At 66.2% G+C, this 22,181-nt stretch carries 16 protein-coding genes; 12 read left to right on the top strand and 4 right to left on the bottom strand.

The genetic code is table 11. The annotated features are described in order from the left end of the window. The first annotated feature begins 37 nt into the window (after positions 1-37). Both B5G20_RS02605 and nagA read left to right on the top strand, forming a co-directional pair. A complete protein-coding gene (locus tag B5G20_RS02605) occupies positions 38-1,201 on the top strand; it encodes an SIS domain-containing protein (protein ID WP_087354779.1) in 1,164 nt (387 codons plus the stop codon). 299 nt (positions 1,202-1,500) lie between these two features. Next, positions 1,501-2,670: an N-acetylglucosamine-6-phosphate deacetylase gene (gene nagA / locus B5G20_RS02600; RefSeq protein WP_087354777.1), complete on the top strand. Its 1,170-nt coding sequence runs from the start codon at positions 1,501-1,503 to the stop codon at positions 2,668-2,670. Between the two features lie 433 nt (positions 2,671-3,103). Here nagA and B5G20_RS02595 read toward each other — a convergent pair whose 3' ends face one another. The 3 genes from B5G20_RS02595 to B5G20_RS02585 form a co-directional block, all read right to left on the bottom strand. Further along, the gene (locus tag B5G20_RS02595) at positions 3,104-4,720 is read right to left on the bottom strand and encodes a UDP-glucose--hexose-1-phosphate uridylyltransferase (RefSeq protein WP_087354775.1); all 1,617 of its coding nucleotides are present in this window, start codon (positions 4,718-4,720) and stop codon (positions 3,104-3,106) included. Then, positions 4,711-5,916, bottom strand: a complete 1,206-nt coding sequence (locus B5G20_RS02590) for a galactokinase family protein (RefSeq protein WP_087354773.1) — start codon at positions 5,914-5,916, stop codon at positions 4,711-4,713. The genes B5G20_RS02595 and B5G20_RS02590 overlap by 10 nt, the downstream gene beginning before the upstream one ends. 175 nt (positions 5,917-6,091) lie before the next feature. Further along, positions 6,092-7,186 (bottom strand): aldose epimerase family protein, encoded by a 1,095-nt coding sequence (locus B5G20_RS02585; protein WP_087354771.1) that lies wholly within the window; start codon positions 7,184-7,186, stop codon positions 6,092-6,094. A 266-nt stretch (positions 7,187-7,452) separates the two neighbouring features. Between B5G20_RS02585 and B5G20_RS02580 the strand changes: the two genes are divergently transcribed. The 8 genes from B5G20_RS02580 (at position 7,453) to B5G20_RS02545 (ending at position 16,481) form a co-directional block, all read left to right on the top strand. Further along, the gene (locus B5G20_RS02580; RefSeq protein WP_087354769.1) at positions 7,453-8,217 is read left to right on the top strand and encodes a DeoR/GlpR family DNA-binding transcription regulator; all 765 of its coding nucleotides are present in this window, start codon (positions 7,453-7,455) and stop codon (positions 8,215-8,217) included. Between the two features lie 316 nt (positions 8,218-8,533). Next, positions 8,534-8,962 (top strand): galactose-6-phosphate isomerase subunit LacA, encoded by a 429-nt coding sequence (lacA, locus tag B5G20_RS02575; protein ID WP_087354767.1) that lies wholly within the window; start codon positions 8,534-8,536, stop codon positions 8,960-8,962. A gap of 12 nt (positions 8,963-8,974) precedes the next feature. Then, on the top strand, positions 8,975-9,493 hold the full coding sequence (lacB, locus tag B5G20_RS02570; RefSeq protein ID WP_087354766.1) for a galactose-6-phosphate isomerase subunit LacB: 519 nt from the start codon (positions 8,975-8,977) through the stop codon (positions 9,491-9,493). A gap of 200 nt (positions 9,494-9,693) precedes the next feature. Next, the gene (locus B5G20_RS02565; protein ID WP_087354764.1) at positions 9,694-10,629 is read left to right on the top strand and encodes a hexose kinase; all 936 of its coding nucleotides are present in this window, start codon (positions 9,694-9,696) and stop codon (positions 10,627-10,629) included. Between the two features lie 420 nt (positions 10,630-11,049). Beyond that, positions 11,050-11,901 (top strand): class II fructose-bisphosphate aldolase, encoded by an 852-nt coding sequence (locus B5G20_RS02560; RefSeq protein ID WP_087354762.1) that lies wholly within the window; start codon positions 11,050-11,052, stop codon positions 11,899-11,901. Between the two features lie 354 nt (positions 11,902-12,255). Then, complete coding sequence (locus B5G20_RS02555; RefSeq protein WP_087354761.1) at positions 12,256-13,542, top strand: DUF4143 domain-containing protein; 1,287 nt, start codon at positions 12,256-12,258, stop codon at positions 13,540-13,542. Between the two features lie 436 nt (positions 13,543-13,978). Further along, positions 13,979-15,439: a pyruvate kinase gene (pyk, locus tag B5G20_RS02550; protein WP_087354760.1), complete on the top strand. Its 1,461-nt coding sequence runs from the start codon at positions 13,979-13,981 to the stop codon at positions 15,437-15,439. Positions 15,440-15,950: 511 nt separating this feature from the next. Beyond that, positions 15,951-16,481, top strand: a complete 531-nt coding sequence (locus B5G20_RS02545) for a DMT family transporter (protein WP_239286837.1) — start codon at positions 15,951-15,953, stop codon at positions 16,479-16,481. A gap of 57 nt (positions 16,482-16,538) precedes the next feature. On the opposite strand, the gene B5G20_RS02540 is transcribed toward B5G20_RS02545, so the two are convergent. Then, positions 16,539-17,633, bottom strand: a complete 1,095-nt coding sequence (locus tag B5G20_RS02540; RefSeq protein WP_239286836.1) for a beta-eliminating lyase-related protein — start codon at positions 17,631-17,633, stop codon at positions 16,539-16,541. 121 nt (positions 17,634-17,754) lie between these two features. Between B5G20_RS02540 and hisS the strand changes: the two genes are divergently transcribed. After that, a complete protein-coding gene (gene hisS / locus B5G20_RS02535) occupies positions 17,755-19,077 on the top strand; it encodes a histidine--tRNA ligase (protein WP_087354756.1) in 1,323 nt (440 codons plus the stop codon). Positions 19,078-19,371: 294 nt separating this feature from the next. Then, on the top strand, positions 19,372-22,140 hold the full coding sequence (locus B5G20_RS02530) for a phosphoenolpyruvate carboxylase (protein WP_087355252.1): 2,769 nt from the start codon (positions 19,372-19,374) through the stop codon (positions 22,138-22,140). Positions 22,141-22,181: the final 41 nt, after the last annotated feature.

Genomic DNA, 22,181 nt, shown 5'->3' with positions numbered 1-22,181 from the left:
GGGAGGCCCGGCCCAGAGTAACCAGAAAGGAACGAGCATGTTCGAGAAGTCGACCGACGAGCTCAAGGCGATGGGTGCCGATATCACCACCGCCGAGATCGCCCAGCAGCCCGATCTGTGGGAGGACACCTTCCAGATCTACGCCGACCACAAGGCAGAGATCGAGACCTTCCTTGCCGAGGCCAACGCCATGGGCGAGGGGCGCACCGTGGTGGTCTTTACCGGCGCCGGCACCTCCGATTACGTGGGCGACACCTGCGCGAGCTACCTCCGCCGCGCCGGCGACACCGACACCTACGACTTCAAGCCGATCGCCACGACCGATATCGTCTCGGCGCCCTACGACTACCTGCGTCCGGCCGACCCCACGATCGTGGTGTCGTTCGCCCGCTCCGGCAACAGCCCCGAGAGCCTCGCTGCGGTTCAGATCGCCAAGCAGGTTGTCAAGAACGTCAAGTTCCTCAACATCACCTGCGCGCCTGAAGGGCGTCTCGCCGTCGAGAGCGCCGACGACCCGGATGCGCTGACGCTCCTCATCCCGCGCGCGAACGACAAGGGCTTTGCTATGACCGGCAGCTTTAGCTGCATGACGCTGCTCGCTACGCTCATCTTTGACACCGCCTCTGACGAGCAGAAGAAAGCTTGGGTCGACGAGATCGCCAAGATGGGTCGCGAGGTCATCGCCCGCGAGGACGAGATTGCGAGCTACCTTGCCGGCGACTTTAACCGCGTGACCTACTTGGGCTCCGGCTCCTTTACTGGCCTTGCCCAGGAGGCCCAGCTCAAGATCCTCGAGCTCGCGCACGGCCTCGTGGCCACCTCGTGGGACAGCTGCATGGGCTATCGCCATGGACCCAAGAGCTTCGTTGACGACAAGACCCTCGTCTTTGTCTTTGTGAACAACGACCCCTACACGCGCCAGTACGACCTCGACATCCTGAACGAAATCGACGGCGACGGCATCGCCCAGAAGACCATCGCCATCCAGCAGGACGTTGAGCCCGCCTTTGAGCACGAGGCCTTCACCTTCAGCGGCTACGAGGCGCTGCCTGAGGGCTACCTCGCCCTGCCGTTTATCATGGTGGGCCAGACCGTGTCGCTCCTGAACTCGGTGCGCGTGGGCAACACCCCCGACACCCCGAGCCCCACCGGTACCGTGAACCGCGTGGTGAAGGGCGTGACGATCCACCCGTTGGGATAGCGCACCTGAGCGGCCTCCCGTGGCACCCGATCTTGTCCCTCAATCGTCGGTGGCCGCACGTGTTGATGGGTCAGTTGGGGACGTGTTCCGTTTGACCCATTTCGTGACAAGGGGGACAGGTTATTTTGTCACGTGGCAAACGAACCTGTCCCCATTGTCACAGGGTCGTCGGGTGGCAAAAACGGGCTCGTCCCCAAATTCCCGCTGTGGCGCAGGGCGCGGCGGGGTATCTTGCAGGCAGGGTGTTAGTTCGGCGCGCGCCGCAAGCGGCGCCGCAAGAGTAAGGAGAGCGCGTAACGATGAGTACCTTTGCGATCAAGGCCGACCGCTTCGTCCTGCCGGGGGCGACCATGCAGGGCGGCTACCTCACCATCAAGGACGGCGTCTTTGGCATGTGGAGTGCCGAGGAGCCCGCGTGCGAGATCCGCGACTATACGGGCTGCATCGTGGGCCCGGGCCTCGTGGACACGCACATTCACGGTTTCCACAACCACGCGACCACCGACTGCGACCCCGACGCCATCGACGACTCGAGCATTGCGCTCGCCCAGTCGGGCACGACGGCCTGGGTGCCCACGACCTTTACCGAGTCAGTCGACGACATCGCCCGCGCCTGTGCCGCCATCGCAGAGGCCGACGAGCGCCGCGACGACGACTTCCGCGGTGCGCGCATCGCCGGCATCTTCCTCGAGGGCCCCTTCTTTACCACGGCGCACGTGGGCGCCCAGAACCCGGCCTTTCTCATCGACCCGGACGTTGAGATCTTCGATGGCTGGCAAGAGAAGGCGGGCGGCCGCATCGTCAAGAGCGCGCTGGCAGCCGAGAAAGACGGTGCCTGCGACTACATCGCCGCTCTCGACCAGCGCGGTGTGGTAACCGCAATCGGCCACTCCGACGCGCACTACGACGAGGCGCTCGCCGCCGTCAACGCCGGCGCGAGCTGCTTTGTGCACACCTACAACGGCCAGCGTGGCCTGCATCACCGCGACCCGGGCGTGACGGGCGCCGCCATGACCACCCCCGAGACCTATGCCGAGATCATCTGCGACGGCAAGCACGTGGTGCCGGGCGCCATCAAGGCACTCGTGGACGCCAAGGGCTGGCAGCACTGCGTGCTCATCACCGACTGCCTCATCTGCGGCGGCATGCCCGAGGGCGAGTACGTCTCGGGCGGTATGGCCGTCGTCATGAAGGACGGCCTGTGCTACCTCAAGGGCGAGGACGGCGCCACCGGCAACATCGCCGGCTCGGTGCTCACCCTCGCACGCGGGGTCAAGAACATGGTCGACTGGCAGATTGTGACGGCCGAGCAGGCCATCCGCATGGGCACCGAGGTCGCGGCGCGCTCCGTGCGCGTGGACGACCGCTTTGGCTACATCAAGCCCGGTCGCGCGGCCGACCTCACCATCTTCAACGCCGATATGACGCTTGCGGACACCTACGTGGGCGGCGTTTCCGTTACCGCGTAGCCGGTCGGTACAAGTTCGCACGCCAAGCGAGCCGGGGGCAGCCGCCTCCGGCTCGTTTTTTTTCGCGCGGGGCGGGAGCGGGCGCTGCGGTGGCTTGCTTCTGGTTCCCCGTTTAGCCCCGAGGGCGCCCTTAGGTGACAATCTACGGCAGCCGTGAGCTGGCCTGCTGCCGTTGCCGCGTTTTGTTATATAAGAGGGCTTCAAGCCGCCCTTAGCTAACAAAGTGCGGCAACCATGAACAAGCGTTTTCGCCGTTGTCGCAGATCGTCACCTAAGGCGGTTCTAGGTGGGCCTTAGGTGAAAAAGTGCGGCAACCGCAGCGTTGTCCTTCACGGTTACCGCAGGCTGTCAAACAACAGCGGGGCCGAGGGTGGTTGCCCTCGGCCCCGCTTGTGTACGTGCGATGCTCAGACTTGCGCAGACTTGCGACAGGTTACAGCGCGTCGATGAAGCGCTGCTGTGCGGCGCGACCCGCCTCGTCCCACTTAAAGACGCCGGCGTCCTCGAGCACGTGGCCAAAGACGGCGCCGACCTCCTCGCGCAGGATCGCGTCCACATCGCCCGCGGCGATCTCGTCGCTGCGATGCGCGTAGATGCCGCTCGCCCACGTGGCGTGGGAGGAGCACGCCGGGTCGGACTCCAGCGTGGCAAGAACATCGATGGGGGACTGCCCGGCATCCGCGGCGGCCTTGAGGTGCGCGCCCGTCACCGCGAGCTCATCCTTGAGGCGCGCGGGCAGGATCGCGAGGCCCATGACCTCGATGAGCCCGATGTTCTCCTTCTTGATGTGGTGGTACTCCGCGTGCGGGTGGAAGACCCCCAGGGGATGCTCCTCGCTGGTGATGTTGCAGCGCAGCGCGAGGTACGCCTCATACCGCTCGCCGCCCACGCGGCCCTCGGTATCCACGCGGCGGATGACCGGCGTCACCGTGTTGTGGGGCGTGCCGTCCGGCGTGCGGGCGATGACGTCGACCTTCTCATCGGTCCAGTCGCGCCATGCGTCGATGACGTGCACGCAGGCGTCGAGTAGACGCTCCCGGTCGGCCCCGCGCAGGCGGAGCACCGAGAGGGGCCAGGTGAGCACCACGCCCTCGATGTCCTCAAACCCGGGGATGGTAAAGCTCTCGGCAACCTCGGCGTGCATCATGGGGAAGACGTGCGCGCCGCCCTGGAAGTGGTCGTGCGAGAGGATGGAGCCGCCCACGATGGGCAGGTCGGCATTGGACCCAATGAAGTAGTGGGGGAGCGTGTCCACAAAGTCAAAGAGGCAGGTAAGGCTCGCACGGTCGACGTGCATCGGGCGATGGCGCGCGCTCATGGCGATGCAGTGCTCGTTAAAGTAGGCGTACGGGCTGTACTGGAAGCCCCAGCGCTCGCCGCCGAGCTCGATGGGCACGATGCGCAGGTTCTGGCGTGCAGGGTGGTCGCCCGAAGGGCTCGCCGCGCCACGGCCCGAGTAGCCCTCGTTCTCAATGCACAGTTGGCAGGCGGGGTACTTCTCGCCGGTGTTCTTGGCGGCGCCGGCCGCGGCGATGTCGCGCGGGTCCTTTTCGGGCTTGGAGAGGTTGATGGTGATCTGGAGCTCGCCCCAGCGGGTAGGCGTGGTCCAGCCGATGTTGCGCGCGATGGCGCTGCGCCGCACGTAGCCGGCGTCGCAGCAGAGGCGATAGAACCAGTCGGTCGCCGCCTTGGGGCCGGCCTCGTCCGCCAGCTCGTCAAAGCGCGCGGCGATGACGGAGGGGCGCGGCAGGAGCGCGCCCATCACGCGCATCGCGGCGCGGTCGTGGCCGGTCGAGGTGTCCTCGACGCGCCCGTTTTGGGCAGAGGCCTCGGCGAGCACCGCGAGCGTGGCGTCGAGGTCAAAGTCCGCCGGCGCGACGGCCTCGCCGAGCGCCCAGCCCTCGGCGGGCGCGGGACCCTCGGCCCCGATCTGGTCGAGCACGGTGTTGTAGGCCCACACGCGGTCGGCGGGCTCGATCATGCCCGCGCTCACGGCGTAGTCGACGAGCGCCGAGGCGGCGGCACCCCAGGTGTCTGCGGTTACAGCCATGCGGCGGTCGCCCCCTCCTCGGAGATGTGGTAGTGGCGGCACGCGCCCTCGCTCAGCCAAGCGTCCATCTGGCGCGCGAAGTCGTCTACCATGTCGATCGGCACGAAGCACTGGATGGAGCCGCCAAAGCCGCCACCGTGGATGCGGATGGCGCCCTTGCCGCCGAGCAGCCGCTCGGCCAGGCCGAGGGCGAGCATCGCGGGCTGGAAGGAGCCGCCCGTGGAGACGTTCTGGAGGAACATACCCGAGCTTGCACCCGAGGCGCGGGTGAGGGCGAGGAACTCGTCCACGTTGCCGGCGTTGAGGGCGTCCCAGCGCTCGTCCACAAGGTCGTTCTCGTACCAGTAGTGGATGGCGCGCAGCACGGCGCGATCACCCAGCTTCTCGCGGAGCTCGGGGATACGCGCGTTAAAGGCGGCGGGGTCGACCTCGCAGAGGCGCTCGACGCCAAACTCGCGCGCGACCTGCTGCATCTCCACGGGCACGGCGGCGTAGTCGTCGGTAAAGGGCGCGTGGTCGCAGCCCACGTCCACGAGGCAGAGCGCATAACCCGCGGCATCGAAGTCAAAGTCGAGCTTGGCCGTGGCGGGCTCGCTCTCGCGGAAGTCCATAAAGGCGAGGCCGCCCATGCATACGGCGAGCTGGTCCATGAGGCCGCAGGGCTTGCCAAAGTAGCGGTTCTCGGCCATCTGGCTCATCTGCGCGAGCTCGACCGGGGCGATGGCGCGCCCGGGCCAGAGAAGCTCCATGGCGCGGCCGTACGCCGCCTCGACGGCTGCCGAGCTGGAGAGGCCGCCGCCTGAGGGCACGGTGCAGACGAAGGCAAAGTCAAAGCCGACGGGGGTGCGGCCCGTGTCGGCGAGGGCGCGCGCCATGCCGCGCACGAGGCTGGCCGAGGAGACCTTCTCCTCCTCAACGGGATCGAGGTTGTCGAGCGTGATGCCAAAGCTCGGGTAGCCCTCGTCGGCCACGCGGATCTGGTCGGTGCCGTTGGCGGCCGCCACGCCAAAGACCGCCACGTCCACGGCGCCGGCGATTACGTGGCCGCCCTCGTGGTCGGTGTGGTTGCCGGCGATCTCGGACCGGCCGGGGGCGTAGACCGCAACGAGCTTGGTGTCGGGCGCGGGCGTGCCAAACTCTTCCTCAAAGAGGGCGCGGGCGCGCGCGAACTCAGGGGCTTGCGTAAAGTCGGACATGGACGGTACTTCCTTTCGACGGCCCCGTGCGGGGCGGTTGATGGACGAGTGGAGCGCCGCGGTAGGTCGGGGTTGGCCGATCGGGCGCGGCGGGGGACGGGCGGTGAGCCGGCGCGCGGAGCCGGCCGCTGGGTCTTGATTGCCGGGTCGGCACCGCCAGAGCCGTCAGCGCGGCTTACCCCTCGACGTGCGCCTCCTGCGCGCCGAGGGTCTCGGTGGTGCCAAAGCGGTAGACGATGGTCTCTTCGTAGGGGTGCTCGGGTGTGCAGATGGGCTGCGGCCAGTCTGCGTGGTGCATGCCGTTGGGGTAGTACTCGGGCTCCACGGCAAAGCCAGCACGCGGGCCGTAGGCACCGCCGTCCTTAACGGGCTCGTCGTCGAGCCAGTTGCCGGTGTAAAGCTGGATGCCGGGCTGGGTGATAAAAACCTCGAGGGCGCGCCCGCTTGCGGAGTCCTCGGCCGCGAGTGCGCGCCGGGGCGCCGCACCGGGCTCAAAGCCGTCCACGCAGAAGCAGTGGTCGTAGCCGCGCCCGAGGCGGATCTGCTCGTCCTCTGAGCCGAGGCCCTCGCCGAGCCGCTTGCCATAGCGCAGGTCGAAGGGCGTGCCGGTTACCGGCTCGACCGCCCCGGTGGTAACGGAGTCCTCGCGGATGGGCAGGTAGCTCGCCGCCTCGATGGTCACCATCTGGTCTTCGACGGTGCCGGAGCCGTGCCCGGCAAGGTTGAAGTAGGTGTGGTTGGTCATGTTCGCAAACGTGGGGCGGTCGGTCTCGCAGCGCTGGGTGAGCGTGAGCGTGGAACCCGTCAGCTCGTAGCGCACGGTGGCGGTGCGCTCGCCAGGGAGGCCGAGCTCGCCGTGGGCGAGCATGCAGCTAAAGGTAACGGCGTTTGCCGCCTCGTCCACCGTGGCACTCCACAGGCGCTTGTGGAAGCCGTGGCCGAGACTGGTGTGGAGGTTGTTCTCGCCCTCGTTGGGCTCGAGGTGCCAGACCTCGCCGGCAACCTCAACCGAGGCGCCCTCCGTGCGGTTGGCCACGGGGCCGATCGTTCCGCCGTAGCAGGCGGCGTTGACGCCGGCGTAGCCCGCGAGCTCGCCAAAGCCGAGCACGATGTCGGCCGGCTCGCCGGTATGGTCGGGGCAGGTGATGCCGAGCACCGTCGCGCCAAAGTCCGACAGGCGCACCTCAACGCCGCAGTCGGGCGAGGTGAGCGTGAAGACGTGCGCCTCCTGCCCGTCAGGCGTGCGGCCAAAGCGATCGATTGCGATCATCGAGCCTCCCTTGGTGTTCGGGCGGTGTCCGTACTGTTTCATTATGGGGCTAGCGGTGCGCGGGGTGTGCGTAAACTATCGACCAATTTGCGATATGCACAGTGGTGCGGGGTGCGAGGTCGGGGAGGTCCGGGCTGCACCTGCGTGGTCCGCTCCCGCCCTCCGCGCGTTACCGCCCCACGTCCTCGATGCTACCGAGGCGCGATGGTTTGTGGCCGCGGGGTACAATGGGGCTCCGGCAGACGCGGCAAGACAAGGGGCCCGGCATGATCAAGGCAGAGCGGCAGCAGAGCATCAAGGGGCTCGTGGACGAGCGCGGCTCGGTCTCGGTGCGCGAGATCGCCTCCGAGCTTGGGGTCTCCGAGATGACGGTCCGCCGCGACCTCGAGGAGATGTCGGGTGCGGGGGAGCTCGTGCGCGTGCACGGTGGCGCCCGGAGCATGGCCGGTCGCCGGCCGTCGATGCTTCGCCGCGAGTACAGCCACGCCGAGAAGCGCAGCCGCAACGTCGCCGAGAAGCGTGCTGCGGCCGAGCGCGCCGTTGCGCTCATCGAGGCCGACACCACGGTCTTTTTGGGGGCGGGCACCACGGTTGAGCAGATGGTGCCGCTTCTGCCGGCGTGCCACCTGCGCATCGTGACCAATTCCCTCGCGATCTTCAACCTCTTGGAGGCGCGTCCCAACCTGGAGCTTTGCCTTATCGGCGGCACGTACCGCCCCCGTACCGCCGCCTTTGTGGGGCCGCTCGCCGAGGATGCCATCGCCAAGCTGGGGCTCGATATCGCCTTCATCGGGGCCAACGGTATTGCCGCCGGCGAGGTGAGCACCTCCAACGCCGAGGAGGGGCGCTTTCAGGAGCTGGCGTTTGACAAGGCTGACGCGCGCTACCTCGTAACCGATGCGAGCAAGCTCGGCCGCCGTGACTTCTACACCTTCTACCACCTTATCAAGCTCGATGGGCTCGTGTGCGACCCCGGCATCGCTCCCGAGGCGCGCGCCCGGGTAGAGGAGTACTGCGAGGTCATCGTGTAAAACCGGCAGCGTCCGCAGCGTCTCGTGCCACGCGGGTGCTAGAGACGCTGCCTCTGGCGTGAGCGCGCTTTTGGCTGCTTGGCCGCACATCGATCGCCGCGCCCTCCATGGGCAGCGCGCCTAGCGCAGACAGCGCACGGACAGATGGTGCATCGGGGCGCTCCTCGCCAAACCACTGCTTCGCCTAAAAGCACAATATCAAACAAATTCATACGTATTATTCAGTAATATGTTTGTATATGTTGAATACATTGTTTAATTGTGTTCTAATAAACTAGAAATAAACAATATCGAACGTTTCCAATAAGGAGGACGCATGAGAGTCGTTATCTCATCCGACACCGAGGGCATGCCCCTCAAAGAGACCGTCAAACAGGCGCTCATCGCCGACGGGTATGAGGTGGTCGACTATGCCGAGGTCCCGGCGGCCGACTGCATCGACTCGGCGCTTGCCGTGGCGCACGATCTGCTTGAGCATGAGGACTCGCTCGGCTTTGCCTTTGATGGGTACGGCGTGGGGAGCTACATGGCCGCCACGCGCGTAAAGGGTATGGTCGCGGCCAACATCTCCGACGAGCGCAGCGCCTACATGACGCGCGAACACAACAACGCCCGCATGATCTGCATGGGTCCGAACGTCGTGGGCACCGAGGTTGCCAAAAAGATCGCGCGCGAATTCCTCGCGGCGGACTACGCCGGCGGGCGTCACCAGATCCGCGTCGACATGCTCAACAAGATGGCGTAAGGAGAACCGACCATGATTATCGCTTTAGGCTGCGACCACATCGTGACCGATGAGAAGACCTATCTGCACGACCGCCTCGAGGAGGCGGGCTACGAGGTGCTCGACGTGGGCACCTACAGCCACACCCGCACCCACTACCCGATCTTTGGCAAGGCGGTGGGCGAGGCCGTGGCGAGCGGTCGGGCCGACGCCGGCGTGGTGCTCTGCGGCACGGGCATCGGCATCACCAACTCCGTCAACAAGGTGCCGGGCGCGCGCTGCGCCCTGGTGCGCGACATGACGAGCGCGCTCTACGCCCGCCGCTGCCTGGGCGCCAACGTGGTGGGCTTCGGCGGCAAGATCACCGGCGAGTTCCTCATGGCCGACATCATGCTCGCCTTCCTCAAGGCAAGCTACGAGCCCACGCCCGAGCACGACGCCTTTGTGGCCAAGCTCGACGCCATCAATCAGGCCGACCCAGTAGCCCAGGCCGACCCGCACTTCTTTGACGAGTTCTTGGAGAAGTGGGACCGCGGCGAATACCACGACTAGGGGGCGGCGCTGCTGCGGGACGTTGTACGGGACGCCCGCCCAGCCGCGGGGTGCTGCGACGCGCCGCGCGGCCTGTTGCGGGGCCTGGCAACGGGGCGCTCGTCCAGCCGCGAGGTGTTGCGACGCGGCGCCCGCCCCGCGCATACCGTCCCCGCGGGGGTTACAATAAGGCCACGTTTGGCCTGCTTCAAGGAGGACCCATGATTCTCACCGTTACCATGAACCCGTCAATCGACACGGCCTACCAGCTCGATCACCTCGTCATCGACGACGTTAACCGCGTAACGCCCATCAAAACCGCGGGCGGCAAGGGCCTCAACGTCAGCCGCGTGCTTGTGCAGCTGGGCGATGACGTGCTCGCCACGGGCCTCCTCGGCGGCCACATGGGCGAGTTCCTCGCCGACCGTATGGACGACGACGGCATCCCGCACGACTTTACGCCCATCGCGGGCGAGAGCCGCATCTGCATCGCGGTCCTCCACGACGGCAACCAGACGGAGTTCCTCGAGAGCGGTCCCACGGTTGCGCCCGAGGAGCTCGCCGCCTTCAGCGCGCACTTTGCCGAGCTCGCGGCTAAGGCCGATTGCATCACCATCTCGGGGAGCCTCCCCAAGGGCATCGATGCCGGCTACTACGCCGAGATGGTCAAGGTTGCCGCCGAGGCCGGCAAGCCGGTTTTGCTCGACACCTCGGGCGCCGCGCTTGACGCCGCCCTTGCCGCTGACGTAAAGCCGACGCTCATCAAACCCAACCTCACCGAGATCAACGGGCTCCTCGGCACGAGCTTTACCCCCGACGACCTGCCGGCCCTCCAGCAGGCGCTCGCCGAAGACGCGCGCTTTGCCGGGATCCCCTGGGTCGTGGTGACGATGGGCGGTGCGGGTGCCGTGGCCTTCCACGAGGGCACGGGCTACCGCGTGATTATGCCTAACATCCCGGCCGTCAACGCCACCGGCTCGGGCGACTCCACCATCGCGGGCTTTGCGCACGCCATCGCCGCCGGGGCTGACGACGACACGGTGTTGAGGTGCGGCAATACCTGCGGAAAGCTCAACGCTATGGATCCCCAGACGGGCCACCTCGTGATCGACCGCTGGGACGAGGTCTACAACGCCGTCGAGGTGACGGAGCTCTAAGAGCGACGCGGCGGGAGACGGCGCACCGGGGCTGGAGCCGTCCCGCAGGGCTGTTTGAGGCTCCTCTGGCCACGGTTTTCGCTCTGCAAAAAACTCGACCCCGGATGTGAGTGTATCTTTTGGGAACCTCCGGTAGCACCCCATTTTGATGACCCGAGCGCCATCGTTTCCGCAGGAAAGCGCTTTAGCATGCTGCAGTGCTACTCGCACATCCCAAAAGATACACTCACATCGGGCATCGAGTTTTAGCGAGAGGGCTCCTCGGCCCAGAAAAAGGGGCCTCGGGGGGCGAAGCGCGGCGGGAACGACGGGCCTTTGCGCTGGTACGCCCATTTTGGCCCAGTTGGCGCCGGTTGCCTGGCATAGAATAGACGCTGGTGATTGCCCGTGCTGCACGGGCGCAGACGAAAGGAGAGCGCAATGCTCGTTACCACCAAGGAGATGCTGCTCGACGCGCAGAAGAACCATTACGCCGTCGGCGCCTTCAACATCGAGAACCTCGAGTTTGTCATGGCTGTGCTTGCCGCCGCCGAGGAGACCAAGTCGCCCGTGATCATGCAGACCACGCCGGGCACCGTCAAGTCGGCCGGTCTTGATTACTTCTACGGCATGGTCAAGGCTGCGGCCGAGCGGGCGAGCGTTCCGGTGGCCCTGCACCTCGATCACGGTGACGGCTTTGACCGCTGCATGCAGGCCCTGCGCACGGGCTACACCTCCGTCATGATCGACGGCAGCCACGTGGGCTTTGAGGAGAACATCGCCCTCACCAAGTCGGTCGCCGCGGTGGGCGCCGCCATGGGTATCCCCGTGGAGGCCGAGCTCGGCAAGGTCGGCGGCAAGGAGGACGACGGCCCGGCGGTGGAGGGCGAGAACCCCTACACCGACCCCGCGGAGGCCGCCGAGTTTGTTGAGCGCACCGGCTGCACCTCGCTCGCCATCGGCGTGGGCACCGCGCACGGCGTCTACACCGAGACCCCGCACATCGAGCAGGACGTGGTGAAGGCGTGCGCCGCCTCCGCCGGTGTGCCGCTCGTGCTCCACGGCACCTCCGGCGTGCCCGACGAGCAGGTGGCCGAGGCCGTTAAGAACGGCATCTGCAAGGTCAACTACGCCACCGAGCTGCGCCAGGCGTTCATGCGCGGCTTTATGGGTTTTATGGCCGAGAACCCGGATGTGTTCGACCCGAAGAAGCCGGCCAAGGAGGGCATGGCCGAGATCACCAAGCTCGTGAAGGTGCGCATGGAGAACCTGGGCTCCGTGGGCCGCGCGTAACTCCGGATAGCCGATCTGCTCCCTACGGGCCGGCGCGCTGCTTCCACGCGAATGTCCTCGGCGCAAAAAGCGCGCCTGCGGGATGTTCGCTCAGGAAGCAGCGTGCCGGCCCTGCGCGTATCGGGCTTTCTGCGTAGGGCGCGAGGGGCCATCTTTGGCGAAAATGCCTTGTGGTTGAAATCGATATTTACGGGGTTCCAATTCGATATTTTCGGGTATCTCAATCCAATGATTACGGGAACTTCAATCCAATATTTACGGGGAATCACTTCAATAATTACGGGAGATTCAGTCCGATATTCGCGGTATAATTGCGCTGTACCTGCTAAAACATGCGGCTAGGGCGATGATCTCGTGACGCTCAAGAAGAACGGCTACCTTCCCCGTTACATCGACGAAGTCGTTGACCGGCACCTCCGTGCTTTTGGTGCGGTGGAAATTACGGGCACGATGTGGTCGGGCAAGACGTGGACCGCCATGGCCCATGGCAGTAGCCGCGTGTCGTTCGACAATGACCAGGCTCGGGCTCTCGCCGAGCTCGATGTTCAGGCGGTGCTCGACGGGGATAGTCCGCATATTATCGATGAATGGCAGGAAGTGCCTGCTGTTTGGGATGCCGTTCGCAACAAGGTTGATGACGCAGCGGGCGAGCGCGGCCTGTTCATCCTGACGGGCTCTTCTCGTCCCGCTCGGGGCAAAACGCACCATACGGGGTCCGGCAGGATCTCGCGCGTGCGCATGTGGCCCATGAGCCTTGCGGAGCTCGGGTTATCGACCGGGCGGATTTCACTCGCCCGGCTTTTCGACGGAGAATTCGAAAGTGGCTCGACGTCGACCGACTTGCTGGATATAGCGCGCTGGATCTGCCGGGGTGGTTGGCCGGCGGCGCGCGACCTCGATGATTCCGCGGCGCTTCTGGTGCCAGATCAATACCTCGAGGCGTTGCTCGCAAAAGATGACGACAAGGCTCCCGCCTCTGAACGGAGTCTTCGCTCCTGCTTGAGGTCGCTGGCGCGCAACATCGGAAGTGCGGCGAAGCTTCAGACCATTGCCGCAGATATGGGCTTGCCCGTCGACGTGGAGCATCGGGATGCGAGCGAGCGCAATGTGAGCGCCATCATCGATTATTTAGAGAACCGCTATGTTCTATGCGACCTGACGGGATGGGATGCCCCCATCAAGTCCCCGCAGCGCCTGCGCGTCAAGCCCAAACGCTGCTTTGCGGATCCGTCGTTGGCAGCATCTCTCCTCGGTGCCGCGCCTGAGCGACTCTTGGGGAATCTTCAGCTCATGGGTCAGCTGTTTGAGGAGCTCTGCTTGCGCGATCTGCGCGTGTACGTTGAGGCCATGCCGGAGGCGGGTCCGGATGCTCTTCACTACTACCGCGATTCCGATGGGCTGGAAGTCGACGCAATCATCGAGCTCCGCGACGGGAGATGGGGCGCCATTGAAATCAAGCTGGGGGCCAACAAAGCGGCGGACGCCGAGGGCAACCTGTTGCGCCTCAAGAGGAAGATAGCCAACAACCCCGCGGCTCGAAATCCCGAACCGAGCTTTATGCTGGTGCTCGTTGGGAAGACCGACTTTATGTATCGGTTGCCCTCTGGTGTGCTCGTCGCGCCCATCAACGCGCTCTGCTAGGGAGACGCCGATTAAGGCGCGATATCGTCGAATGCCCGACCATGCATCCGCTCGTCAACCCGCCCTCATCACCGATATGCCCACCCGCGCGGCTGAACAAGGAGTTCTGGCGGCCGCGCGCCTGGGCAGCCCGCGAAGCTACGGGGCGCAGCGGCGCTCCGCGAGAGATGTGGTTCATTTTGAGTAACGCTTTAGGTAGCGACATGAGGTGCTGGGTATCCGTCTCTAGGGATGGGTGCCCGGCACCTGCTTGTCTGTCTGGTAGAGATATGCTGCCGAATTCGAACAATTTATGTCGGAATGCTGGTAAGGGCAGGTTATGCGCCGTGTAAGGGCTGTGCGAGCGGGGCGAATGGCAAAAACTTTCGACCCATATGCCGGCGAGAGCCGGTACACTAGATGAGATGGTACCGGTCAGAACCTCTGGGAGGATTGCATGAACAAGCGCACCAAGATCGTATGCACCATGGGACCGGCGTGCGATGACGAGAATATTCTGCGTGAGATGATCAAGGCGGGCATGAACGTGGCCCGCTTTAATTTTAGCCACGGCAGCCACGAGGAGCACCACGAGCGCATGGAGCGCGTCAAGCGCATCTCCCACGAGCTCGGCATCCCCGTGGGCATTCTGCTCGACACCAAGGGTCCCGAGATCCGCACGGGCTTCCTCGAGGGGCACGCCAAGGTTATGCTCGCCGAGGGCTCGCAGGTCACGATAACTGCCGCCGTTACCTCCGAGGAACTCGAGGGCAACGCCGAGCACTTCTACCTCGATCACCTCGAGCTGCCGCGCGAGGTCAAGCCCGGCAGCACCATTCTTATCGATGACGGCCTCATCGGCCTCACTGTCGACTCCATCGACGGCCAGGACATTCACTGCACCGTGCAGAACGGCGGCGAGCTGGGCGAGAAGAAGGGCGTGAACGTCCCCAACGCCAAGCTGTCGCTGCCCACCATCACCGAGCAGGACCGCGCCGACATCCTCTTCGGTCTTGAGGAGGGTATCGACTTCATCGCCGCGTCGTTTGTGCGCGACGCCGAGGGCGTTAAGGAGATTCGCCAGCTCTGCCGCGAGAACGGCGGCGAGCACGTGAGCATCATCCCCAAGATCGAGTGCGCGCTGGCGGTCTACCACTTCGACGACATCCTCAAGGTCTCCGACGGCATCATGGTTGCCCGCGGCGACCTGGGCGTGGAGGTTGCGCCCGAGGTCTGCCCGGTCATCCAGAAGGAGATCATCTCCAAGTGCAACGCCGCGTGCAAGCCGGTCATCACGGCCACGCAGATGCTCGACTCCATGATCCGCAACCCGCGCCCGACGCGCGCCGAGGTCACTGACGTTGCCAACGCCATCAACGACGGTACCGACGCCACGATGCTCTCCGGCGAGACCGCTGCGGGCAAGTACCCCGTCGAGGCCGTGAAGATGATGGCCAACGTGGCGCTCATTGCCGAGGCCACCATGCCCGAGCACAAGCCGCTCGACTTTGACGCGCTCGAGCCCGGCCGCAACAAGGTCAACGCCGCCGTGGGCCTCTCGGCTGTGACGACCGCCTTTAACGTGGGCGCTAAGGCCATCCTCACGCCCACCAACTCGGGCCGTTCGGCGCGCCTGGTCTCCAACTTCCGCCCGGTGCTGCCCATCCAGGCCGTGACGCCCAACGAGTGGGCCGTCCGCACCATGACCATCTACTGGGGCGTTGAGCCGATTCTCTCCGGCCGTTCGGTGGGGAGCATCGCCTACGTGGTCGACAACGCCGTGGTCGAGGCCAAGATGACGGGCATCGTCAAGGAGGGCGACCTTGTGGTGGTGACTGCGGGCGACCCTGCCATCCCCGTTAAGCTCCGCGACAGCGAGGTCTCGACCAACGTGGTCTACGTGTCGCAGGTGATGTAGCGGCTGCACGGGTTTGCGTGGTGCCTGCGCGGCGCGGTTGCAGCCGGAGCGGTCGGCGGGCAGCGTGCGAGCCCGGTGAGTGGCGCTCGTTGCCTGCGGGCGGCGTGCGCGGCTTTTGGCTGATCGATTGCCGGGCTAGCGCACGGGCTGCTTGACGCTTGCGTTCTGCACGATGTATGCGGCGCCCCTTCCAGATGGAGGGGGCGCCGCTTTTGCATGAGGGTGAGGGAGCCTGCGGGTCTATCGCACCGCTCTGGCGCCAAGCTCCGCCCTGTCGTCAGCTCCCCGCTCTTGTGCCAAGCCCCCGTTCCCCCTCTTGTCACCGTGACAGCCGCCCAGCGTGGCGGCGCGAACCGCTCCGTTTTTACCCTTTGCGTGGCCGAGCAGCATAATGAGGCGTGCGCTCGCGGCGCCCCGGTAGCTTGCCAGGCTGCGCGGTGGGTGCTGGTACGACAAAGACCGCGGCCGCTGCGGTGCCGTCGCGCTGCGGGGGGGGCAGGGAGATGCAACGGTGGTGGTGGCTCGCTCGCCGCCCTACTGGAAGCTCATGCTCGTGGCGCTCGATGATCTTTCCATCCGCATGGGCGATCTGCTTACGCTCGCCGGGGCGGTGTTCTATGCGATTCAGATCTCGGTTGCGTCGATTTATGGGCGCGACCTCGACGTCAACGTCTCCACGTTCTGGATGTTCGTCACCGTGGCTGTGGTCTGCTCTGTCCCGACGGTGATGCTTGAGCCCGCGCAGGTGGCGGGCGTTGTATGGGCGCCGTCGCTCGTGGGCGTGCTCGCCTTCCTCTCGGTGGGATGCACCTGCGTGGCGATCCTCGTGCAGAACCTCGCGCTCGCACATGTGCCCTCGGCAACGGGGTCGCTCTTGCTTTCGCTCGAGTCTCCCTCGGGCGTGCTCTTCTCGGTGCTGCTGGCGGGCGAGATGCTCTCGGCGCGGCCCGTGGCGGGCTTTGCGCTCATCTTCTGCTCAATCGTGGTCTCTGAGACCAAACTCGCCTTCTTGGCGCGCCCCCTCAGGGAGGCCCGCTCGTAGCAGCGTTGGAGGGGGCGCCCGGCTGGCCTGCCGCGCCCCCCGCACTGCTCCGGCCCGTTACCCCCGCAGTGTGTGCGCGAAGGCAACGGCCTCGTCCACGTGCTCCTGCTCGGTGGCCCAGCTCGTCACAAAGCGCGCGACGATGCGCCCCGCGCCCAACGGATCGGGCTGCACCTGCAGCTCGGCGCCGAGCGCCTGGGCAAGCCGCGCCCCCTCCTCTGGCGTGACCCAGAAGAACTGCTGGTTGCCGGTGGTGTAGAGATACGGTTCAAAGCCCGCCCCCTCAAACCCCTTGGCAAGGGCGACCGAGAGCGCGTTGGCGTGCGCGGCGAGCTGCCAGTAGAGCGCGCGGCCCGAGGCGTCGGCAAGCTCTGGGTCAAAGGCAGCCTCGTACATAACGCCCATGACGCGCCCTTTGGCCGAGAGCTGCCCGGCGCGCTTGGTGAGGTAGGGGAGCCGCTCGATGGCGCGCCGCCCGCGTGCGGTGCGCGGGCTCACCACAAGGGCCTCGCCAAAAAGCATGCCGTTCTTGGTGCCGCCGAGGGTAAAGACATCGGCCCGCTCAGCCAGGTGCTGGATGGTAAGGTCGCAGCCCTCGGCCATCATGGCGCTCGCCATGCGCGCACCGTCCACGTAGACGGCCAGCTCGCGCTCGGCGGCCCAATCGCAAAGCTCGTCAAACTCGGCGCGTGTGTAGACGTGGCCGAGCTCGCTCGTGTTGGAGAAGTAGAGCATGCCCGGGCGCGTGGTGGCGGCCCCGTTAGCAACGGACGCCTCCCAGAGTGGCTGCATGCCCGCCACAGTCAGGCGTCCCAAGGGGTCCGCGGTGGCAAGGAGGCGTCGCCCGTGCGCCTCGATGGCGCCCGTCTCGTGGATGGTCGGGTGCGCGTCGGCCGCGCAGAGCGGCCCCTCAAACTCCTCGGTGAGCGCGGTGATGGCGAGGATGTTGGCGGGCGTGCCGCCGGGGACAAACGCCACGTACGCGTCGGGTTGGCCGATCTCGGCGCGAATGAGCTCGGCCGCGCGCTCGCAGTGCGCGTCGGCACCGTAGCCGGGGCACTGCTCGGCGTTGGTGCGCACGAGCGCCTCGAGGATCTGCGGCGCGGCGCCCTCGGAGTAGTCGTTGCGGAACTGGTGCATGGGTACCTCCATGGTGTCTGATTGCGAACCTATTGTCGCACTTCCATCCCGCGTCGCGGCTTCTCGTATAATGGGGCGTCGATAACGAATGCAGGTGGCGCCCCGGGCGCGGCAACGATAACGGAGGATGCGCATGCAGGCACAGAAGGCCGAAGGCACGAGGGACCTCATCGGGCGCGAGATGCGCGCGTGGCAAAAGATGCAGCAGGTGGCGGCCGAGACGTTTGGTCCCTACGGGTTCGCCCCCATGGAGACCCCAGCGATCGAGCAGCTCGACGTCTTTGTGCACGGCATCGGCCAGTCCACCGACGTGGTGCGCAAGGAGATGTTCCGCGTGTTCTCGGGCGCCAACTTTGCCCGCGTGCTCGAGGAGGGCGCCGACGCGCGCCTCAAGCCCAAGCAGCGCCTGGCCCTGCGTCCCGAGGGCACTGCGGGCGTGGTGCGCTCGGTGGTGGAGAACAACCTCGTGCCCCAGGGCGGCACGCCTTTTAAGGCCTGGTACGCCGAGGCGATGTTTCGCGGCGAGCGCCCGCAGAAGGGACGCCTGCGCCAGTTCCACCAGGTGGGCATCGAGTGGCTGGGCGCGCCCGACCCTGCGGCCGACGCCGAGTGCATCATCATGCTCATGGACTTCTACCGTCGCCTTGGGTTTGACCTCTCCAAGCTGCGCCTGCTCATTAACTCCATGGGCGATCCGGCGTGCCGCCCGGCCTATCGCGAGCAGGTGCGCTCGTTCATCCTCGACCACGCCGACGAGATGTGTGACGAGTGCCGCGAGCGCGCCGAGCTCAACCCGCTCCGTGCCTTCGACTGCAAGAACGGGCACTGCCGCGAGGTTATGAAGGCCGCTCCGCTCATGCGCGAGAGTCTCTGCGACGATTGCCGCGAGCACTACGAGCAGGTCAAGCGCTATCTGGACGCCGCGGGCATCGAGTACGTGGAGGACCCGACGCTCGTGCGCGGACTCGATTACTACACCCGCACGGTGTTTGAGGTCGAGGCGCCGGGCGCCGGCGTGGGCTCCATCGGCGGCGGCGGGCGCTACGACGGGCTCGTGGAGCTCGAGGGCGGCAAACCGACCCCGGGCGTGGGTTTTGCCGTGGGCTTTGAACGCGTGCTCTTGGCGCTCGAGGCGCAGGGCGTGGAGCTCGGCGACGAGCCGGCGGGCTGCGTGTACGTGGCCAACGCGGGCGACGAGCTGCGCAGCGAAGTCTTCGGCATCTGCCGGGAGCTGCGTGCCACGGGCCTTGTGACCGAGGCCAACTACCAGGGCCGCTCGCTCAAGAGCCAGTTTAAGCAGGCCGACAAGCTCGGCGCGGCGCTCATGGTGGTCGTGGGCGGCGATGAGCTCGCGGCCGGCCAGGTGCGCCTGCGCAACATGGCCACGCACGAGGAGCGCCTCGTGGCGCGCGCGGAGGTTGCCGCCGAGGTGGAGGCCGAGCTGGCCGGGTGCTAGGGCAACGCCGATCAATGGGTCAGTTGGGGACGTGCTCCATTTGCACCATTTTGAAAATGGTGCAAATGGAGCACGTCCCCAACTGACCCAGCGGCCGGCCCTGTCACCTGCCACCCGCGCCGCCAACCGAAGCGGGACCACCGTCGGCAAAGTTTTTCTTGCGAAGGCGGGGGTGCTTTGGTAACGGCTTCATTTCGTGTCCGCCCGGGTGCCTATAATAAGAAGCCGTTGACCGCACACGTGTAGGGAGGCAGCGTGACCGCATCATCCGCTTCGACCGTTGGCCACGAGTGCGTGTGGGCGGGGGCCCACCGGCTCGGCGCAGCTGACACCGACTCGGCCATCGAGTCCTACACCGAGATCGATATTCCGCAGAGCCTGCGCGACAACCTGGCGCTCTTTCTGCGCCTTGAGCGCCGTGTGCTCCAGGAGTACGATCCCGCCATCTGTGACGCCTTTGACCAGCTGCTCAACAGCGTGATTCACGCCAACGAGGGCAACCCCGGCTCCGCTGCCGCGTCCGAGCCCGTCGACGGCGAGGGCGTTCCCACCGCCGACACTCCGGGGGCCGCGGCCTTCCGCCATGCGGTCGAGCTCATCGACGCCCTGCCGCTCGACCACGCCCAGGTGGTGGTCCGTGCGTTTACCTCGTTCTTCCACCTCGCCAACCTCTCCGAGGAGAACTACCGCGTAGAGAAGCTGCGCGAACGCGAGCGGTCCGTCTCCATCGATTCGGCCGTCGACATCTCCAACGAGCTCACCGTGGCCTACCACCAGCTGCTCGAGGAGGTCGGCCCCGAGCGCGCCAACGCGCTGCTGCGCAAGCTCGAGTTCCACCCGGTCTTTACCGCGCATCCCACCGAGGCGCGCCGCAAGGCGGTCGAGGGCAAGATTCGCCGCATCTCCGAGCTGCTCGACGAGCACCCGCACCTCGGCGGCTCCGCGCTCGTGGAGAACGAGCGCCACATGCTGCAAGAGATTGACGCCCTCGTGCGCACGAGCCCCACGGCCATCAAAAAGCCCACGCCCGTGGAAGAGGCCGACACCATCATCGACATCTTCGACAACACGCTCTTTGACGTTGTGCCGCTCGTCTACCGGCGCTTTGACGACTGGGTGATGGGCGACCTCGCCGGCAGCGTGGAGCCCGTGTGCCCGGCGTTTTTCCACCCCGGCAGCTGGATCGGGTCCGATCGCGACGGCAACCCCAACGTCACCGCCAAGGTGAGCCGTGAGGTGGCGGCCAAGTTCTCGACCCACATGGTTCAGAAGCTCGCCGACAAGTGTCGCCGCGTGGGCCGAAACCTCACCCTCGAGTCGCGCTACACCAAGCCGTCCGAGGAGCTCATGAACCTCTGGAACCACCAGGTCGAGATGAGTGAGGTGCTCACGCGCCGCGCGAGCGAGATCTCGGCTTCCGAGCCGCACCGCGCCGTGATGCTCGTTATGGCCGCGCGGCTGGATGCTACGGTGCGCCGCAACGCCGACACCATGTACCGCTCGGCCGAGGACTTCCTTGCCGACCTGCGCGTGGTGCAGCGCTCGCTCGCGGCTGCCGGCGCCACGCGCGCCGCGTACGGCCCGGTGCAGACGCTCATCTGGCAGGTCGAGACCTTTGGCTTCCACATGGTCGAGATGGAGTTTCGTCAGCACTCACTGGTGCACACCCGCGCGCTCGCCGACATCCGCGAGCACGGCTTGCACGGCGAGCGCGGCCCGCTCGACCCCATGACTCGCGAGGTGCTCGACACATTCCGCGCCATCGGGTCGATCCAGCGGCGCTACGGCCAAAAGATGGCCCGCCGCTACATCATCAGCTTCACCAAGTCGGCCCAGCACGTTGCTGACGTGTACGAGCTCGCCAACCTCGCCTTTGCGCATGCCGAGGACGTGCCGGTGCTCGACGTCATCCCGCTGTTTGAACAGCTCGAGGACCTCGAGGGCTGCATCGGCGTGCTCGACGAGATGATCGCCCTGCCGCCCGTGCAGAAGCGCTTGGCCCAGACCGGGCGCAAGCTGGAGGTCATGCTCGGCTACTCCGACTCGTCCAAAGATGCCGGCCCCACCACGGCCACGCTTGCGCTGCACTCTGCGCAGGAGCGGATCGCCCGTTGGGCGGAGGAGCACGATATCGACCTCGTGCTCATGCACGGCCGCGGCGGCGCCGTGGGCCGCGGCGGCGGCCCGGCCAACCGCGCGGTGCTCGCGCAGCCGGCGGGCTCGGTCAACTGCTTCTTTAAGGTGACGGAGCAGGGCGAGGTTATCTTTGCGCGCTACGGCAACCAGGCGCTCGCCATGCGGCACATCGAGAGCGTGGCGGCAGCGACGCTGCTCAACTCGGCGCCTTCGGTGGAGCGCACCAACACCGAGACCACCGAGCGCTACGCCGAGATGGCGGGCCGGCTCTCGGACGCGTCGCACGAGGCGTTCCTCAAGCTGCTGCACACCGACGACTTTGCGCCGTGGTTCTCGACGGTAACGCCGCTCACCGAGGTGGGCCTGCTGCCCATCGGCAGCCGCCCCGCCAAGCGCGGTCTCGGCGCGCAGTCACTCGACGACCTGCGCACCATCCCGTGGGTGTTCTCGTGGAGCCAGGCGCGCATCAACCTCGCCGCCTGGTACGGCCTCGGGTCTGCGTGCGAGGCGCTCGGCGACCTCGAGCTTTTGCGCCGCGCCTATACGGAGTGGCCGCTCTTTGCGACGTTCATCGACAACATCGAGATGTCGATCGCCAAGACCGACGGCCGTATCGCCAAGATGTACCTGGCGCTCGGAGACCGGCGCGACCTTGCCGAGACGGTCTACAGCGAGATGCAGCTCACGCGTTCGTGGGTGCTCAAGATTGTGGGCGACGAGTGGCCGCTCGAGCACCGTCGCGTGCTCGGCCGCGCCGTCCGCGTGCGCAATCCCTATGTGGACGCGTTGTCGCTCGCGCAGGTGCGCGCGCTTCGCCAGGTGCGTGAGAACCAAGACGAGCTTGCGGCCGAGGCCAAGGCCGAGTACCTGGCGCTCATCCTCTCGACCGTGACCGGCGTGTCGGCGGGGCTCCAGAACACAGGGTGATGCAATCGCCGTGGCTCCCATCGGCTGGAACGGAGAGCGCC

This window comes from Collinsella sp. An7 (assembly GCF_002159335.1).
GTDB lineage: Bacteria > Actinomycetota > Coriobacteriia > Coriobacteriales > Coriobacteriaceae > Coprousia.
Note: the sequence above shows the minus strand (reverse complement) of the source record. Positions and strands in the feature narration are given on the sequence as shown.

What these genes read in the sequence shown, in the direction of transcription:
- B5G20_RS02560 (WP_087354762.1), top strand. Translation starts at nt 11,050, where the DNA reads ATGCTCGTTACCACCAAGGAGATGCTGCTCGACGCGCAGAAGAACCAT.
- B5G20_RS02580 (WP_087354769.1), top strand. Translation starts at nt 7,453, where the DNA reads ATGATCAAGGCAGAGCGGCAGCAGAGCATCAAGGGGCTCGTGGACGAG.
- B5G20_RS02605 (WP_087354779.1), top strand. Translation starts at nt 38, where the DNA reads ATGTTCGAGAAGTCGACCGACGAGCTCAAGGCGATGGGTGCCGATATC.
- nagA (WP_087354777.1), top strand. Translation starts at nt 1,501, where the DNA reads ATGAGTACCTTTGCGATCAAGGCCGACCGCTTCGTCCTGCCGGGGGCG.
- pyk (WP_087354760.1), top strand. Translation starts at nt 13,979, where the DNA reads ATGAACAAGCGCACCAAGATCGTATGCACCATGGGACCGGCGTGCGAT.
- hisS (WP_087354756.1), top strand. Translation starts at nt 17,755, where the DNA reads ATGCAGGCACAGAAGGCCGAAGGCACGAGGGACCTCATCGGGCGCGAG.
- B5G20_RS02590 (WP_087354773.1), bottom strand. Translation starts at nt 5,916, where the DNA reads ATGTCCGACTTTACGCAAGCCCCTGAGTTCGCGCGCGCCCGCGCCCTC.
- B5G20_RS02585 (WP_087354771.1), bottom strand. Translation starts at nt 7,186, where the DNA reads ATGATCGCAATCGATCGCTTTGGCCGCACGCCTGACGGGCAGGAGGCG.
- B5G20_RS02565 (WP_087354764.1), top strand. Translation starts at nt 9,694, where the DNA reads ATGATTCTCACCGTTACCATGAACCCGTCAATCGACACGGCCTACCAG.
- B5G20_RS02595 (WP_087354775.1), bottom strand. Translation starts at nt 4,720, where the DNA reads ATGGCTGTAACCGCAGACACCTGGGGTGCCGCCGCCTCGGCGCTCGTC.
- lacA (WP_087354767.1), top strand. Translation starts at nt 8,534, where the DNA reads ATGAGAGTCGTTATCTCATCCGACACCGAGGGCATGCCCCTCAAAGAG.
- lacB (WP_087354766.1), top strand. Translation starts at nt 8,975, where the DNA reads ATGATTATCGCTTTAGGCTGCGACCACATCGTGACCGATGAGAAGACC.
- B5G20_RS02540 (WP_239286836.1), bottom strand. Translation starts at nt 17,633, where the DNA reads ATGGAGGTACCCATGCACCAGTTCCGCAACGACTACTCCGAGGGCGCC.